Here is a 14,544-nt window from a genome sequence, read left to right on the forward strand (position 1 = left end):
CCGGTCGGGCCACCCGGCATCCCCCGACCGGGCCATGTCCGGCGCCGCGCGGCTGGGCAATCGCTCCGGGGAGGAGCCCGTCAGAGCCCGTAGGAAGCCGCGGCCCGGGCCGGTAGTTCCGCCTTGACCTCACCGCGGCGGGCGAGCTGGGACAGGACGATGACGGTGAGCGACTCGGCGTCGACACCGAAGTGCCGGCGCAGCGCGGGCCGGGTGTCGGAGCGGCCGAATCCATCCGTCCCCAACGACGTCCAGTCCCCGGGAACCCAGGGGGCGATCTGGTCGGGGACGGCCCGCATCCAGTCGGAGACCGCGACCACCGGACCGGGGGCGCCGTCGAGGGCCTTCGTCACGTAGGGCACCTTGACCTCGCCGACCCGGTGCCTGCGGTTGTAGTCCTCGCAGGCCAGCGCGTCGCGGCGCAGCTCGGTCCACGACGTCGCCGACCAGACGTCCGCGGCCACCCCCCATTCGTCGGCCAACCGCCGTTGCGCGTCGAGGGCCCAGCTGATCGCGGTGCCGGACGCGAGCAGTTGGGCGCGCGGGGGAGGCTCGTTGGAGATGTCGATCGGCGGTGCGGTCCGGTACCGGTACAGGCCGCGGAGCACGCCCTCCCGGATGCCGTCCGCCTCCGGCACGGCCGGCTGCGGACCGGGCTCGTTGTAGACCGTCAGGTAGTAGAAGACCGGCTCCGGATCCTTCCCATACATCCGCTTCAACGCGTCTTCCACGATGAACGAGATCTCGTATGCCCAGGCGGGGTCGTAGGACACGCAGGCCGGATTGGTCGACGCGAGCAGGTGCGAATGCCCGTCCTCGTGTTGCAGGCCCTCGCCGTTCAAGGTGGTGCGCCCGGCCGTCGCACCGAGCAGGAAGCCGTGCCCCATCTGGTCGGCGAACGCCCAGATCAGGTCTCCGACCCGCTGGAAGCCGAACATCGAGTAGAAGATGAACACCGGGATCATGTGCTCGCCGTGCGTTGCGTACGTCGTCCCGGCGGCAATCGTCGACGCCATCGAGCCGGCCTCGCTGATCCCTTCGTGCAGGATCTGGCCCTGGCGGTCCTCCCGGTAGGAAAGCAGGAGCTCCTTGTCCACCGGGTCGTACTGCTGACCGTGCGGCGAGTAGATCTTCGCGGTCGGGAAGAGCGAGTCCATCCCGAACGTGCGGGCCTCGTCCGGGATGACCGGCACGAAACGCGGGCCGATGGCCTTGTCCTTCATCAGGTCCTTGAGCAGCCGGACGAACGCCATCGTCGTCGCCATCGGCTGATCGCCGGATCCCTTGCGCAGCCGCTCGTATGCCTTCTCCGCGGGTAGCGCGAGCGGCTTGGCGCGGACCCGGCGTTCCGGCAGGAAACCGCCCAGCGCCTGCCGGCGCTCGAGCATGTAGGCGATCTCCTCGGAGTCCTTCCCCGGGTGGTAGTACGGCGGCAACTCCGCGGCGAGGTCCTCGTCGGAGATGTCGAGGTAGAGCCGGTCCCGGAAGGTCTTGAGCTCCGCCTTCGTCAGTTTCTTCATCTGGTGCGTCGCGTTCCGCGCCTCGAAGTCCGGACCGAGCGTCCAACCCTTGATGGTCTGGGCGAGGATGACCGTCGGCTGACCGACGTGCTCGCGCGAGGCCTTGAACGCGGCATACACCTTGCGATAGTCGTGACCGCCCCGGGAGAGTCGGGTGATCTGCTCGTCGGAGAGCCGATCGACCATCTTGCGCAGTCGAGGGTCGCGGCCGAAGAAGTCCTCGCGGATGAACGCGCCGTCGCTCACCGAGTAGGTCTGGAACTGGCCGTCCGGCGTCGTGTTCATCGCGTTGACCAGCACGCCATCCGCGTCGCGCGCCAGCAGGTCGTCCCACTCCCGGCCCCAGACCACCTTGATGACGTGCCAGCCGGCGCCGCGGAAGATGCTCTCCAACTCCTGGATGATTTTGCCGTTGCCCCGGACCGGACCGTCGAGGCGCTGGAGGTTGCAGTTGACGACGAACGTCAGGTTGTCGAGCTCCTCGCGGGCGGCGACGCCGAGCGCGCCGAGCGACTCGGGCTCGTCCATCTCGCCGTCGCCGAGGAACGCCCAGACATGCGACCGCGAGGTGTCCTTGATCTGTCGGGCCAGCAGGTAGCGGTTGAACCTTGCCTGATAGATCGCCTGGAGCGGCGAGAGCCCCATCGAGACGGTCGGGAATTCCCAGAACTTCGGCATCAGCCGCGGGTGCGGATAGGACGGCAGGCCGCCGCCCGGGTGCGAGAGCTCCTGGCGGAACCCGTCGAGCTCGGTCTCGGAGAGTCGGCCTTCGAGGAACGCCCGGGCATAGATCCCCGGTGAGGCGTGGCCCTGGAAGTACACCTGGTCGCCGGACTCCCCGCCCTCCTTGCCACGGAAGAAGTGGTTGAACCCGACCTCGTAGAGCGAGGCGGCCGAGGCGTAGGTCGCGATGTGGCCGCCGACGTTGGTCCGGGCGTTGGCCCGGGTCACCATCACCGCGGCGTTCCAGCGGATGTAGGCGCGGATCCGCCGCTCCGCATGCTCGTCGCCGGGGAACCACGGCTCGTCCTCCGCGGGGATCGTGTTGACGTAGTCGGTGCTGCGCAGGGCCGGCACCCCGACCTGACGTTCCCGGGCCCGCTCGAGCAGCTTGAGCATGAGGAAACGGGCCCGCCGCGGACCCGCGTCGTCGATCACCCCGTCGAGAGACTCGATCCACTCCGCGGTCTCCTGCGGGTCGACGTCGGGGATCTGGCTCGGCATTCCGTCGGTGATTACGGTGTACCGGTCCCGGCTCGACGCCACGCTGCTCCTCGCGCTTTCGGCCGGTCGCTGGCCCGTTCCAGGGCCGGTCCGCCTCCCATCGTGGTACTTCGAAGCCCCGCCGTCACCTGGTGGGGCTCCCGCGGGACCGGTCGGGAGCAGGTCGGCGTTCCTGCCACCCACCCTTTGTCTTCCCTTCAACGAGGCCCTCCCCCTCATCGGTGCCTGGCAGTCGACTGTGGTCCCGATCTCCTCGCCGACAACCCGCGCCGCATCGTGCGGGTCTCGCTGGCGGCGGGCTTTCGGGGTGCCGTTTCGGGCCGAGCGGGTGGATGGAATCGGCCGAGGACTTGCGCGACCGCCTCGGACCGGGTGGACTACCGGCACCGCCCCGCGCCGGGGCGGTCGGCGCCCCATCGCCGATCCTCGAGGGAGGCAGCAGCCGTGAGCGCCACCGCGGACCCCGCGGAAGGTCACCGGAGCTTGGCCGACAAGCTCGTGACACCCGGCTCGATCGTGCAGGAGATCGGCTACGACGACGACGTCGACGAGGACCTTCGCCGAGCCGTGCAGGAGCGGTGCGGGTCGCCGCTCGTTGGGGACGACTATGACGATGTCGTCGACACCGTGCTGTTGTGGTGGCGCGACGACGACGGGGATCTGGTCGACGTCCTGGTCGACGCGCTCGGCCCGCTGGCCGAGAACGGCGTCATCTGGCTCTTCACCCCGAAGTCCGGGCGCCCGGGGCACGTCGAGCCGAGCGACATCAACGAGGCCGCCCCGACCGCGGGGTTGACCCAGACGACCAGCCTCAGCGCCGGCCGCGACTGGTCCGGAGCCCGGTTGGTGTCGCCCCGGACCTCCCGATCGAGCCGTCGCTAGCCCGGTTACCGGATGACGACGGACATCGGCGCGCCCGCCCCGGAGTTCAGCCTGCGGGACAGCAACCTCGCCGAAGTCCGGCTGACCGACTTCCGCGATCGGCGGGCGGTCGTTCTGGTCTTCTACCCGTTCGCGTTCACCCCGACGTGCACGGGGGAGCTCTGCGCGATCCGGGACGACCTGGCCAGCCTGGAGAACGATCGGGTCCAGGTTCTCGCGGTCTCCTGCGACCCGCCGGCGACCCTGCGCGCTTTCGCGTCGTCGCAGTCGCTGAGCTACCCGTTGCTGTCTGACTTCTGGCCACACGGTGCGGCGGCGCGCGCCTACGGGGTGTTCAACGAAACGATCGGCGCGGCGGTGCGCGGCACCTTCATCATCGACCGGGAGGGGCTGCTGCGTTGGCAGGTCGTGAACGCGATCCCCGACCCGCGCGACGTCGCCGAGTACAAGACGGCGCTGGCGGCGCTGTGACCCGGTCGGGCCTGGCGCCCTGATGCCCTGCTACCGGTGCGGGGCCCGGCAAACCGACCCGGTTCGGGGGGCCAGCCCGTGGAAGCGCGGCGTCCATCTCGGGGGCCAGGTGCTCGTCTGCCCGGACTGCCAGCAGGGCCGGGACTGGACCGCCGACCTCGACCGTTGCCCGCAGTGCGGGTCGACGATGCTGGTCCGGGCGCTCGGCCAGACCACGTGCCGGGGCTGCGCCGCGGTCGTCGAGGTGCCGTCCGCGCCGCCCTCCGACGATGCGGCCGGCGGGCCGGCGGCGCTTTCCGACGAGGTCGCGCGGGCGCTGGAACGGGTGCTCCGGGCGCCACCGGCGTGACGGTTGGCCCCGCCGGGGCGCGGTACCGTGGCCGGCCGGGCGCGTAGCTCAGCGGCAGAGCTCTCGCCTTACAAGCGAGCGGCCGTAGGTTCGACTCCTACCGCGCCCACGCATCGGCAGCGGCGCGTCGTGGCCCGGATAGCCTGCTCCGCAATGGGAGACACCGGCGTGGCGCGCGACACCGCTTTGCTGCGCGACATCGTCGCGGTCCTCGACGCGCTCTACGACCCGGCCTGGGCCGAGCCGTGGGATGCGGTGGGCCTGGTCTGCGGGGACCCGGCGGCCGAGGTGTCGAAGGTGCTGTTCGCCGTCGATCCGGTCGGCGCGGTCGTGGAGGAGGCCATCGCGAGTGGCGCCGGCCTGCTCGTCACCCACCATCCGCTGTTCCTCGAGCCGGTCCACACGGTGGCCGCCACCGATGCCCGGGGCCGGCTCGTGCATCGGTTGATCGAGTCCGGGCTCGGGTTGTTCGTGGCCCACACAAACGCCGACGTCGCCCGCCCCGGCGTCTCCGACGCCCTGGCCGGGGCGCTCGGACTCGAGCGGACCGAGCCGTTGCGACCCCTCGCCGAGGGCTCGGACAAGCTCGTCGCATTCGTGCCGCCGGCGGACGTAGACCGAGTCGTCGACGCGCTCACCGCGGCCGGTGCCGGCGGCATCGGGGACTACACCAGGTGCGCGTTCTGGGGTCCCGGTACCGGCACGTTCCGGCCGGGTGCGGCGGCGAACCCCGCGATCGGCCGGCCGGGCCGGGTCGAGAAGGTCGAGGAGGTCCGGGTCGAGATCCCGGTTCCGCGGCACCTGCGCAACCAGGTTCTCGCGGCCCTGCGCGCGGCGCATCCGTACGAGGAGCCGGCGTTCGACGTCTACGAGCCGGCCCGGATGTCCGGGGCTGCCGGTCTCGGTCTCGGTCTCGGTCGGGTCGGGGAGCTCGCGGTGCCCGAGCCGCTCGGCGACTTCGTCCACCGGGTCGCCCGGGCGTTGCCGAGCACCGCCGGCGGGGTCCGCGCGACCGGTGACCGGGCCACCCCGGTGCGCCGGGTGGCCGTGTGCGGTGGTTCCGGCGGTGAACTGGCCGGGGCTGCCGCATCGGCCGGCGCGGACGTGCTCGTCACCGCCGATTTGCGCCACCACATGGCGTCGGACACGGTCGAGGACCGCGGCGTCGGTCTTGTCGACGTCCCGCATTGGGCGAGTGAGTGGCCCTGGCTCGCAGACGCCGCCGCGCGGGTGAGGGCTGAACTGCCGGTCGGGTCTACGGTGGATACCGCCGTGTCGTACCGCCGCACCGACCCGTGGACCATTCACGCCGGTTCCGACCGACCGGCCCGTGCCGATCGACGCGACGAGGAAACGTGAACGCCGACTCCGAGGTCCAACTCAGCCTGCTCGACCTCCAGGCCCTGGACTCCGCGCTCGATCGGCTGGCCCACCGGCGTCGCAACCTGCCCGAGCTCGCCCGGATCGACGAGCTCGACGCACAGCTGAGCGGCATCGACGGCGAGTTGGTGAACGTCGAGACCGACGATCGCGACCTGGGCCGGCAGCAGCTGAAGATCGAAGCCGACATCGACCAGGTGCGCACCCGGGTCACCCGGGATCAGGCCCGGCTCGACAACGGCCAGGTGAGCTCGCCGAAGGAACTCGAGAACCTGCAGTCGGAGCTGGCCTCGTTGGGCCGTCGTCAATCCGATCTCGAGGATCAGGTTCTCGATGTGATGGAGCGCCGGGAGGCGGTGCAGGCCCGGCTCGGCGAGATCCGGCTGGCGCGCGACGGTGTCGTCGCCGAGCAGACTGCCGCGGAGGAACGCCGGGACGCGACGCTCGCCGAGATCGACCACGAGGCCGGGCAGGCCAGCCAGCGCCGCAAGGAGTTGGCCGGCGGGCTCCCGGCGGAACTGACCGCGCTCTACGAGAAGATCCGGGCGTCGGCCGGGGGAGTCGGGGCGGCTGCGCTGCACCGGGGACGTTGCGAAGGCTGCCACCTCCAGCTCAACACGGTGGAGCTCAATGCGCTTCGCGCCGCCGCTCCGGAAGCGGTGTTGCGCTGCGAAGAGTGCCGACGGATCCTCGTTCGCACCGCCGACTCCGGGCTGTAGGAGCGCCCGGCGCCCGTGGTGCGGCTCAGGGTCGAGGCCGACGGCGGCTCCCGTGGCAACCCAGGGCCGGCCGGCTACGGCGCGGTCGTGCGCGACGCCGATACCGGCGAGGTGCTCCGCGAGCTGGCCGGTGCGATCGGGCGGGCGACCAACAACGTCGCGGAATACCGGGGTCTCATCGCCGGCCTGGCCGGGGCCCGGGAGATCGACCCGCACGCCGAGGTGGAGGCGCGGCTCGACTCCAAGCTGGTGGTCGAGCAGATGGCCGGCCGCTGGCGGGTCAAGCACGTGGACATGCGGGCCCTCGCCGCCGAGGCCGCGGGCCTGGTACGTGGTTTTGCCAGCGTGCGCTTCGTCCACGTGCCGCGTGAACAGAACTCTCACGCCGACCGACTGGCCAACGAGGCGATGGACGCGGCCGCACGCGGGGAGACGTGGCGGGTCGGAGACCAGGCGTCTCCCGGGGCCGAGCCGACGTTGCCACAGCCGCCCAACCGGCTCTCCGGCTGGATGGCCGCATCGGCGCCGCCGACCGCGGTCCTGCTCCTCCGCCATGGCGCCACCGCCCACTCCGGACAGATGCGTTTCAGTGGCATCGGTGACATTCCCTTGAGCCCGCTCGGCGAGGAGCAGATCCGCCGAGCGGCTTCCCGGCTGGCCGGTGAGTCCGTCCAGGCGATCGTCAGTTCGCCGTTGCCGAGGGCCCGCGCGTCGGCCGACCTCGTCTCGGGCCTGACCGGGCTGACGGTCAGCCTGGACGACGACGCCCGCGAGACCGATTTCGGCGACTGGGAGGGCCGGACCTTCACCGAGGTGCGCGAGCATTGGCCAGCCGATCTCGAGCGCTGGCTGGCCGATCCGGAGGTCTCGCCGCCGGGTGGGGAGAGTTTCGCCGAGACCGCCCGGCGGGTGGCCCGGGTCCGCGAGCGGCTCGTCGCGGCCTACCCGGGTGGCCGGGTTCTCCTCGTCAGCCATGTGACACCGATCAAAACGCTCGTTCAGCAGGCCCTGGAGGCACCCCCGCGGGCCCTGTTCCGGCTGCACCTCGACGTGGCGTCGCTGACTGTCCTGGACTTGCACGCCGACGGACCGGCCGTCCTCCGGCTGTTCAACGACACCGGGCACCTGGCCGGGTGCTGAGCTCGACACCCGCGGAGGCGCTGTCCGTCGCGGCGCTGCTGGTCACCCTGGTCGCCGCGAGCCGGCGCCCGCGCGGCCTGTCGGAGGCCGTGGTCGCGGTGCCGGCGGCCGGTGTGGTCATCCTCGCCGGCGCGATCTCGGCCGGGCATATCGGGGCAGAGCTGCGCCGCATCGGCCCGGTGATCGGCTTCCTCGTCGCGGTCCTCGTCCTGGCCAGGCTCTGCGACGAGGACGGGCTGTTCACTGCCGCCGGCGCGCTGCTCGCCGCTCGGACCCATGGCCGATCACGGTCGTTGTTGGCGGGTGTGTTCGTTCTCGCTTCGGTCACTACGGCTGTGCTCAGTCTCGACACCACGGTCGTCCTGCTGACTCCCGTCGTCCTGGTCACCGCGGGTCGGGTCCGCATCTCCCCTCGGCCGCCGATGTACGCGTGCGCCCATCTCGCCAACACCGGATCGCTGCTTCTGCCGGTGTCGAACCTCACCAACCTGCTGGTCTACTCGGCGAGCGGGCTGTCCTTCACCCGCTTCGCTCTGCTCATGACGTTGCCGTGGCTGGCCGCGATCGGCGTGGAGTTCCTCGTGTTTCGCCGGTTCTTCGCCACCGACCTGGGGGCGGCTCCGGTGGCGGATGCGCACATCGGCACCGTCCCCGTACCCCGGTTCTGCCTGGCCGTCGTCCTGCTCACCCTCGGCGGTTTCGTTCTGACCTCCGCCGTCGGCGTCAACCCGGCATGGGCGGCGGGCGTCGGGGCCGCGGTGCTCGCCGTGCGGGCTCTCGCGCGACGCCAGGCGACCGTTGCGGACATCGCGGGCGCGGCGTCCATCCCGTTCTGCCTGTTCGTGCTCGCGTTGGGCCTGATCGTGCGGGCGGTGTCGGATGACGGGTTGGGTAGAGCCGTTCGCCATCTTGTTCCCGGCGGAACCGGTCTAGCCGCCCTCCTCGCGATCGCCGGCCTCGGGGCGGCCCTCGCCAACATCGTGAACAACCTGCCGGCCGTGCTGCTCCTGGCCCCGGTGGCAGCACTCGCCGGGCCTGGACCGGTTCTGGCGCTTCTCGTCGGCGTCAACATCGGCCCCAACCTCACCTACATCGGTTCGCTTGCCACGCTGCTATGGCGGCGGGTGCTCGCGGATCACGGCGAGTCGGTGTCCGCGAGCACATTCACCCGGCTCGGGATCCGCACCGTGCCACCCGCCCTGGTTGCTTCCGTCCTGGCGCTCTGGGGTGGGCTGCGGGTGATCGGTAGTTGACCTGGCGGTTCGCCCCAGCGGGTCGGCGGTCGGTCGCGTACGCTGATCGCGGCGGACGAGCCGGCCGGGCGGCCGCGTCGGGGTCGCGAGATCCCGCCGAGGAAAGTCCGGGCTCCACAGGGCAAGGTGGTGGGTAACGCCCACCCGGGGTGACCCGCGGGACAGTGCCACAGAAAGCAAACCGCCGGAGCCAGGTGTTCCGGTAAGGGTGAAAGGGTGGTGTAAGAGACCACCAGCGCCCCGGGTGACCGGGGCGGCTCGGTAAACCCCACCTGGAGCAAGGTCGAAAGGCAGCCGGTTTCGGCCGGCGGCTGCGCAGGCGTTCGAGGGCGGCCCGCCCGAGTCTGCGGGTGGACTGCTGGAGGTTGCCGGCAACGGCAATCGGAGAGAGATGGTCGCCGCCCGGGAGCCGCAAGGCGCCCGGGGCACAGAACCCGGCTTACAGGCCGGCTCGTCCGTCGCCCCGGTAAAACTGAACGCTGGCTCCGATGAGTCAGTCTTGACGGGAGCTACCGACAGACCGGCCCGTTCTGCGGCGGTGTCGGGAGGGTTGATCCGGCATCCAACTCGAGGGCCTCATCGGCCGTGGTTTCCATCAGCGCGCCCAGGTCAGGCCCAGGGCTGGAAAGGATCCCGCGAGGCGCACGAAGCAGCCCTCGGAGCCCGCTCACGCCAGGGAGAGGAACAGCTTTTCCAGCTCGGCGGTCGTCATCTCGGCTCCGGCTGAGTCATCATCCGCCGTGCAGTGCCGCATACTGCTGGCGATGATCTTGAATCCGGCGCGGTCGAGCGCGTGCGAACAGGCCGCCAGCTGGGTCAGCACGGTCCTGCAGTCATCGCCACCCTCGACCATCCGAATGACCCCGCCGAGCTGGCCATGGGCGCGGCGCAGTCGATTGAGCACGTCGCTGAGCGCCTCGTCGTGGACGGACAAGTTCGTCTCCTATTAGCCGTCGCGTGGCCTATGGGCATCGACTCATGCCAACGCGGGTACCCCTCGGCGTATGCCCGGACACCGCGGCCGAGGATGGCCACGAGCCTCCTCCCGGAATACTCAGCGGCGGCCACTGGCTATGGTACCGAAATACCCCCCCTCGTATCGAAGGAGCCATGGATGGTGGTCGAGGTAGACACCGCCGCACTCGCCTTAGCGCATGCGCACGGTCTCCGCGTGGTGGACGTTCGCGAGCCCGCCGAATTCGGGGCCGGCCACGTCCCAGGTGCGGAGAACATCCCGCTGGCCGCGGTGCCGACGCGCTTGTCGGAATTTCCGAGAGACGAACGCGTGTTCGTCGTCTGCGCCTCCGGGGGGCGCAGCTACCAGGCCGCGGAGTTCCTCGTCCAGGCCGGAGTGGATGCGGTCAGCGTTTCCGGTGGCACGACGGCGTGGATGCGGGCGGGTCATCCGGTTGTGGTCGAGCCTTCGGATGACGGAACTGCCGGGGGAGCCCCGCGATGAGTGTGCAGATCGTCCCGTTGGACAGCAAGAACTTGGGCAATCGCTCGTACCTCGCGCACGACGGCGCCCTCGCGGTGGCAGTGGACGTGCCACGGGACGTCGATCGGATGATCGAGCTGGCCGCCGTCCACTCTGTGCGCATCGACCTCGTCGTGGATACCCACGGCCATGGGGACTGGCTTACCGGCGGCCCGGAGCTCGCCCGTCTCGTCGGGGCGCGCTATGCCGCGCCGGCGGAGATCGGCGGCGCTCATCGCGAAACCCTGGTGATGGATGGAACCCGGTTGACCGTCGGGGCGCTCGAGCTTCGGGCGCGCCACTCTCCGGGTCACACGCCGGGTCACATCAGCTACGAGCTCCTTGAGAATGACCAGACGGTCGGGGTGTTCACCGGGGGCTCGATGTTGCATGGCGCGGTGGGCCGCCCGGACCTCAACGGTGCGGAGCACACCGAGGCACTGGCCCATGCCCAGTACGTCAGCGTGCGTACGCTTGCCGAGCAGCTTCCTGCCGAGGCGCACGTGCTGCCGATGCACGGATTCGGGTCGTTCTGCTCGGCTACCCCCACCTCCGGGGACTCCTCCAGGATCGACGACGAGCGGCGGGTCAACCCGGCGCTCACCCAAAGCGAGGGCAGTTTCGTCGCCGAACTGCTCGCCGGGTTGGACGCCTATCCGGCCTATTACGCACGGATGGCTCCGGCGAACGCCGCCGGTCCGGATCCGGTCGACCTCTCCCGACCCCCCGCGGTCGGCCGGGCCGAGATTCACCGGCGGATCTCCGCCGGGGAGTGGGTGGTGGACCTCCGCAACCGGGAGCTCTTCGCGGCCGCCCATCTCGCGGGTACCTACAACTTCGACGGGGCGGAGAACGCGGTCACCTACCTGGGTTGGCTGATGCCCGCCGGGGCCGCGCTCACGCTGCTCGGTGAATCGGTCGAACAGGTCGCGCGCGTGCAGCGGGAGTTGGCCCTGATCGGGGTGGACCGGCCGCGGGGGATGGCTGCCGGGCGGGTCGAGGACTGGGTAGACGGGTCCGAGCTGCGCAGCTACCGGCGAGTCAGGTTCACCGACCTCGCCACGCAGGTCGGTACCCACCCGCGGACTTCGGTGCTCGACGTGCGGAGAACCCTTGAGTGGCGCACGTCGCACCTGGCCGGGGCCACGCACATTCCCCTTCACGAGTTGCCGGGGCGGTTGGACGAGGTGCCTGACGGGGAACTGTGGGTGCACTGCGGCAGCGGTTTTCGGGCGTCGATCGCCGCGTCGATCCTCGACCGGACCGGGCGGCACACGGTCGTGGCGGTTGACGACGACTTTGCCAACGCCGAGCCGGCCGGTTGCCGGATCGTTCGCCCGCAGTCGGTGCCGGTCGCCTGATGAGACTCTTCGGCAAACTGCGTCGAAGCGGAGCTGCCTCGATCGGCCCGCACGAGGCGAAGCGGCTGCTCGCCCAAGGGGCGGTCCTTCTCGACGTTCGTGAACCTGCCGAATGGGCCGCCGGACATGCGCCTGAAGCTGTGCACGTTCCGCTGGGTCAGCTCCTCGCCGGGAAGGCTGCGGTTCCCGCGGACCGTCGGGTGGTTACCGTCTGCCGGAGCGGGGCACGTTCGAGCCGAGCCGCGAAGTACCTCTCCGGGCAGGCCGTGCACGTGGTGAACCTGCGCGGCGGTATGACGGCCTGGGCTGCCGCCGGCCTTCCGGTGGTCGACGGCAAAGGTCGGTCCGGAACCATCGCATGATCGCGCTTGCGATCGCGTTCGGACTGGCCATCGGCGTGGCCCTGGGCGCCCTCGGGGGCGGCGGCTCGATCCTCACGGTTCCGGCACTGGTTTACGCCCTCGGCCAGTCTGCACGCGCCGCCACCGCCGGCAGCCTCGTCATTGTGGGCATCGCAGCCATCGCGGGGACAGCGGGACATGCCCGCGCCGGCCGGGTCCGCTGGCGGGCCGGCACCGGATTCGGCGTCGCGGGCGTAGCTGCCAGCTTCGCCGGCGCGTGGGCCAACCGAGCCGTGAACCCCAACGTGCTGCTGCTCGCGTTCGCCGGTCTCATGCTCGTCGCGGCCGCGGGCATGCTGCGCCGTTCGGGTCGGGCAAGCTCGCCCGCGGCGGTAGCAGGTGCCGAGCCGGGCGCGGCCGGTCCGACAGGTCGGGTTCCGGTGCGTGCGGACGGCGGAGTTCGCCAGGACCGCCGGACGCACGCCCGGCCCAGTACGGCCGCAACAATCGCAAGGGTCGTGGGGGCGGGCCTGGTGGTCGGGTTCCTCACCGGCTTTTTCGGCGTGGGGGGCGGCTTCGTCATCGTGCCCGGTCTGATCTTCTCGTTGGGCTACCGGATGCCAGAGGCGGTCGCCACCTCGTTGCTCGTGATCGCGATCAATTCGGCAGCCGCGCTACTTGCCCGGGTCGGCCATGTCACCTTCAACTGGGCGGTGATCGTGCCGTTCACCCTCGCCGCCGTCGCCGGTTCGGTTGGCGGGAAGCGGATCTCCGAATGGCTGTCCGCCACCATGCTCACGCGTGCGTTCGTCGGGTTGCTGCTCGCGGTGGCCGGTTACGTGGCGGCCCGGAGCATCGCCGGGCTCGCCTGACCGTCTACTCGGTCCGGCCCACGGTGCCGCTGTGGTCGGCTGCCGAGGGGTCACCAAATAGTCTGGCTTCCGTCGGACGGGCAGTTCGGCCGGCGCGAGCGTGGCCCCGGTGGGCCCGGAACGGAACGTCCATCCACGAATCGCGAGCACCGGACCGGCAGGAAGCATCGGCACGCGCCGAGTGGCGTCTGCGAGCTGTTCCCGCTTCCCGACGTCGCTTAGTCGGCTTTGCTGCGCTGCTCCGCCAGCTGTCCGCGCTATGGGGGCGAAGACGTGCCTTGAAACGTGCCGGTGACGTGCATGCAGCACTTCCGCCGGTGTTGCGCGAGGCGGTGGCGGTCGGGGTGTCGCGGGCTAATGAATGCAGCGCCTGCAGCTACGCCCATCACCGGTTCGCGCTGAACGCTGGCTTAACTCCAGCCCAGCTGGCGCAACTTGAGGGACTGGATGGCGAGGAGCTGGACGAGGATCTGTGGGTGGCCGTGGCCTGGGCCCGGCGGCAGGCTGTCACCGGCTTCTCCGCTCCTGAGGCGGATGAGCTCGATGCAGCCCTTGCCGCGCGGTACGACCTACCGACTCGGCACGCCGTGGAGCTACTGGCTCGGCGCGTGTCGGTGATCAACGCGGCAGGTAACGCGGTGGCCGCCCTGAGCAGCCGGGCACGTGGCCGGCCGGTCCCCGGCAGTCGCGTGCTCGACGAGCTCGCGATCACGCTTCTGCTGGTCTCCTGCGCCCCCCTACTCGCGGCATGCACGCTGGGCCGGCGGCTTGCGGCCGCTGGCCCATTTCGTCGCTGACGGCGTCGCGGACGGTGAGCGGATGGCGTCAATGCGCTGGATGACCCCGCCGAGGCGCTCGCGATGCTCGGTCACGGTGAACCCGCTGGCGGCGAGGGGGCGTCGGGTGAAGTGTTCACCGCAGGTCGGCGCGGTCACTGATTCGAGCAACGCCTGAGCCATGCGGAGCGGCCGCCAGCGCGCGGCCACGTGCTCGACCATGAGCAGCCTCCCGCCGGGCCGCAGAACGCGGTGGACTTCCCGGAGCAGAACTCCCGGGTCATTGACTTCGCAGAACGTGAACGTGGAGAGGACTCGTGTCGAACGAGGCATCCGAAAACGGCAGCCGGGTCATGTCGGTCCGGACCGGTACCGCCGTCCCTGATCGGTGGGAACGCGCTCGGGCGTACCGGAGCCGATCGAGGTCCCGGCCGTTTGCGCCGCGCCGCTGCTATTGCCCGGCGAATCCGCGCAGCTTCACGACCCCATCATGGCGGAGCAGCCCCTCCTGGCTGAGCCGGGTAGGAGATCGCGACGAACGGCCACCCGCTCTCGGCACCCCCGGATCGGCGTCTCCGCGAACGCTGATCCGTCCGGCCAGACCGGAAGGGCGGGCCGGACACCCGGTATGGGGCGGCCCTTTCGGTTAGGGAATCACCCTCGACCCCGGGCTGCCGCCGCGGCGAGCACAGGGGCGCAAATGCATCCGCGTGGCAGCTGGCCGGCCAGTGTGGCCGCGCAGTAACGGGTGGCGATGTGATCATGCTTTTCAAGCTCGT

At 70.7% G+C, this 14,544-nt stretch carries 14 protein-coding genes, 1 tRNA gene and 1 other RNA gene; 14 read left to right on the forward strand and 2 right to left on the reverse strand.

Annotated features, from left to right (window positions below; genetic code table 11):
* Window positions 1–80 precede the first annotated feature (80 nt).
* On the reverse strand, window positions 81–2,786 hold the full coding sequence (gene aceE / locus VNG13_06385; GenBank protein ID HVA60148.1) for a pyruvate dehydrogenase (acetyl-transferring), homodimeric type: 2,706 nt from the start codon (window positions 2,784–2,786) through the stop codon (window positions 81–83).
* A 441-nt stretch (window positions 2,787–3,227) separates the two neighbouring features.
* Here aceE and VNG13_06390 point away from each other — a divergent pair, with 441 nt between their 5' ends.
* From VNG13_06390 to rnpB, 9 genes are all read left to right on the forward strand, one after another.
* On the forward strand, window positions 3,228–3,626 hold the full coding sequence (locus tag VNG13_06390) for a DUF3052 domain-containing protein (protein ID HVA60149.1): 399 nt from the start codon (window positions 3,228–3,230) through the stop codon (window positions 3,624–3,626).
* A 12-nt stretch (window positions 3,627–3,638) separates the two neighbouring features.
* Window positions 3,639–4,097, forward strand: a complete 459-nt coding sequence (locus VNG13_06395) for a peroxiredoxin (GenBank protein ID HVA60150.1) — start codon at window positions 3,639–3,641, stop codon at window positions 4,095–4,097.
* Window positions 4,098–4,119: 22 nt separating this feature from the next.
* Window positions 4,120–4,446: a hypothetical protein gene (locus VNG13_06400; GenBank protein HVA60151.1), complete on the forward strand. Its 327-nt coding sequence runs from the start codon at window positions 4,120–4,122 to the stop codon at window positions 4,444–4,446.
* Window positions 4,447–4,483: 37 nt separating this feature from the next.
* Window positions 4,484–4,555, forward strand: a tRNA-Val gene (locus tag VNG13_06405).
* 59 nt (window positions 4,556–4,614) lie between these two features.
* Window positions 4,615–5,805 carry a Nif3-like dinuclear metal center hexameric protein gene (locus VNG13_06410; protein ID HVA60152.1) on the forward strand — a complete coding sequence of 397 codons (1,191 nt, stop codon included), beginning with the start codon at window positions 4,615–4,617 and terminating at the stop codon, window positions 5,803–5,805.
* On the forward strand, window positions 5,802–6,545 hold the full coding sequence (locus VNG13_06415) for a C4-type zinc ribbon domain-containing protein (GenBank protein ID HVA60153.1): 744 nt from the start codon (window positions 5,802–5,804) through the stop codon (window positions 6,543–6,545). The genes VNG13_06410 and VNG13_06415 overlap by 4 nt, the downstream gene beginning before the upstream one ends.
* 18 nt (window positions 6,546–6,563) lie before the next feature.
* Window positions 6,564–7,685: a bifunctional RNase H/acid phosphatase gene (locus VNG13_06420; GenBank protein HVA60154.1), complete on the forward strand. Its 1,122-nt coding sequence runs from the start codon at window positions 6,564–6,566 to the stop codon at window positions 7,683–7,685.
* Window positions 7,679–8,938 (forward strand): SLC13 family permease, encoded by a 1,260-nt coding sequence (locus VNG13_06425; GenBank protein HVA60155.1) that lies wholly within the window; start codon window positions 7,679–7,681, stop codon window positions 8,936–8,938. The genes VNG13_06420 and VNG13_06425 overlap by 7 nt, the downstream gene beginning before the upstream one ends.
* A 56-nt stretch (window positions 8,939–8,994) precedes the next feature.
* Window positions 8,995–9,396, forward strand: an RNA gene (rnpB, locus tag VNG13_06430) — RNase P RNA component class A.
* Between the two features lie 209 nt (window positions 9,397–9,605).
* On the opposite strand, the gene VNG13_06435 is transcribed toward rnpB, so the two are convergent.
* Window positions 9,606–9,872 carry a metal-sensitive transcriptional regulator gene (locus VNG13_06435; protein ID HVA60156.1) on the reverse strand — a complete coding sequence of 89 codons (267 nt, stop codon included), beginning with the start codon at window positions 9,870–9,872 and terminating at the stop codon, window positions 9,606–9,608.
* Window positions 9,873–10,055: 183 nt separating this feature from the next.
* On the opposite strand from VNG13_06435, the gene VNG13_06440 reads away from it, so the two are divergent.
* The 5 genes from VNG13_06440 to VNG13_06460 are packed head-to-tail and all read left to right on the forward strand — an operon-like array spanning window position 10,056 to window position 13,786.
* Window positions 10,056–10,397, forward strand: a complete 342-nt coding sequence (locus tag VNG13_06440; protein HVA60157.1) for a rhodanese-like domain-containing protein — start codon at window positions 10,056–10,058, stop codon at window positions 10,395–10,397.
* Window positions 10,394–11,776 (forward strand): MBL fold metallo-hydrolase, encoded by a 1,383-nt coding sequence (locus tag VNG13_06445; GenBank protein ID HVA60158.1) that lies wholly within the window; start codon window positions 10,394–10,396, stop codon window positions 11,774–11,776. The genes VNG13_06440 and VNG13_06445 overlap by 4 nt, the downstream gene beginning before the upstream one ends.
* Window positions 11,776–12,138 (forward strand): rhodanese-like domain-containing protein, encoded by a 363-nt coding sequence (locus VNG13_06450; protein HVA60159.1) that lies wholly within the window; start codon window positions 11,776–11,778, stop codon window positions 12,136–12,138. The genes VNG13_06445 and VNG13_06450 overlap by 1 nt, the downstream gene beginning before the upstream one ends.
* Complete coding sequence (locus tag VNG13_06455) at window positions 12,135–12,989, forward strand: sulfite exporter TauE/SafE family protein (protein HVA60160.1); 855 nt, start codon at window positions 12,135–12,137, stop codon at window positions 12,987–12,989. Before VNG13_06450 ends, VNG13_06455 begins: the two co-directional genes overlap by 4 nt.
* Window positions 12,893–13,786 carry a carboxymuconolactone decarboxylase family protein gene (locus VNG13_06460; GenBank protein ID HVA60161.1) on the forward strand — a complete coding sequence of 298 codons (894 nt, stop codon included), beginning with the start codon at window positions 12,893–12,895 and terminating at the stop codon, window positions 13,784–13,786. The genes VNG13_06455 and VNG13_06460 overlap by 97 nt, the downstream gene beginning before the upstream one ends.
* The last annotated feature ends 758 nt before the right edge of the window (window positions 13,787–14,544 follow it).

Source organism: Mycobacteriales bacterium (genome assembly GCA_035533475.1).
Taxonomy (GTDB): Bacteria; Actinomycetota; Actinomycetes; order DATLTS01; family DATLTS01; genus DATLTS01.

Excerpts from the sequence above, each read along its gene's own strand:
- VNG13_06395 (HVA60150.1), top strand. The coding sequence starts at position 3,639 with ATGACGACGGACATCGGCGCGCCCGCCCCGGAGTTCAGCCTGCGGGAC.
- VNG13_06400 (HVA60151.1), top strand. The coding sequence starts at position 4,120 with ATGCCCTGCTACCGGTGCGGGGCCCGGCAAACCGACCCGGTTCGGGGG.
- VNG13_06445 (HVA60158.1), top strand. The coding sequence starts at position 10,394 with ATGAGTGTGCAGATCGTCCCGTTGGACAGCAAGAACTTGGGCAATCGC.
- VNG13_06450 (HVA60159.1), top strand. The coding sequence starts at position 11,776 with ATGAGACTCTTCGGCAAACTGCGTCGAAGCGGAGCTGCCTCGATCGGC.
- VNG13_06455 (HVA60160.1), top strand. The coding sequence starts at position 12,135 with ATGATCGCGCTTGCGATCGCGTTCGGACTGGCCATCGGCGTGGCCCTG.
- VNG13_06460 (HVA60161.1), top strand. The coding sequence starts at position 12,893 with ATGGCTGTCCGCCACCATGCTCACGCGTGCGTTCGTCGGGTTGCTGCT.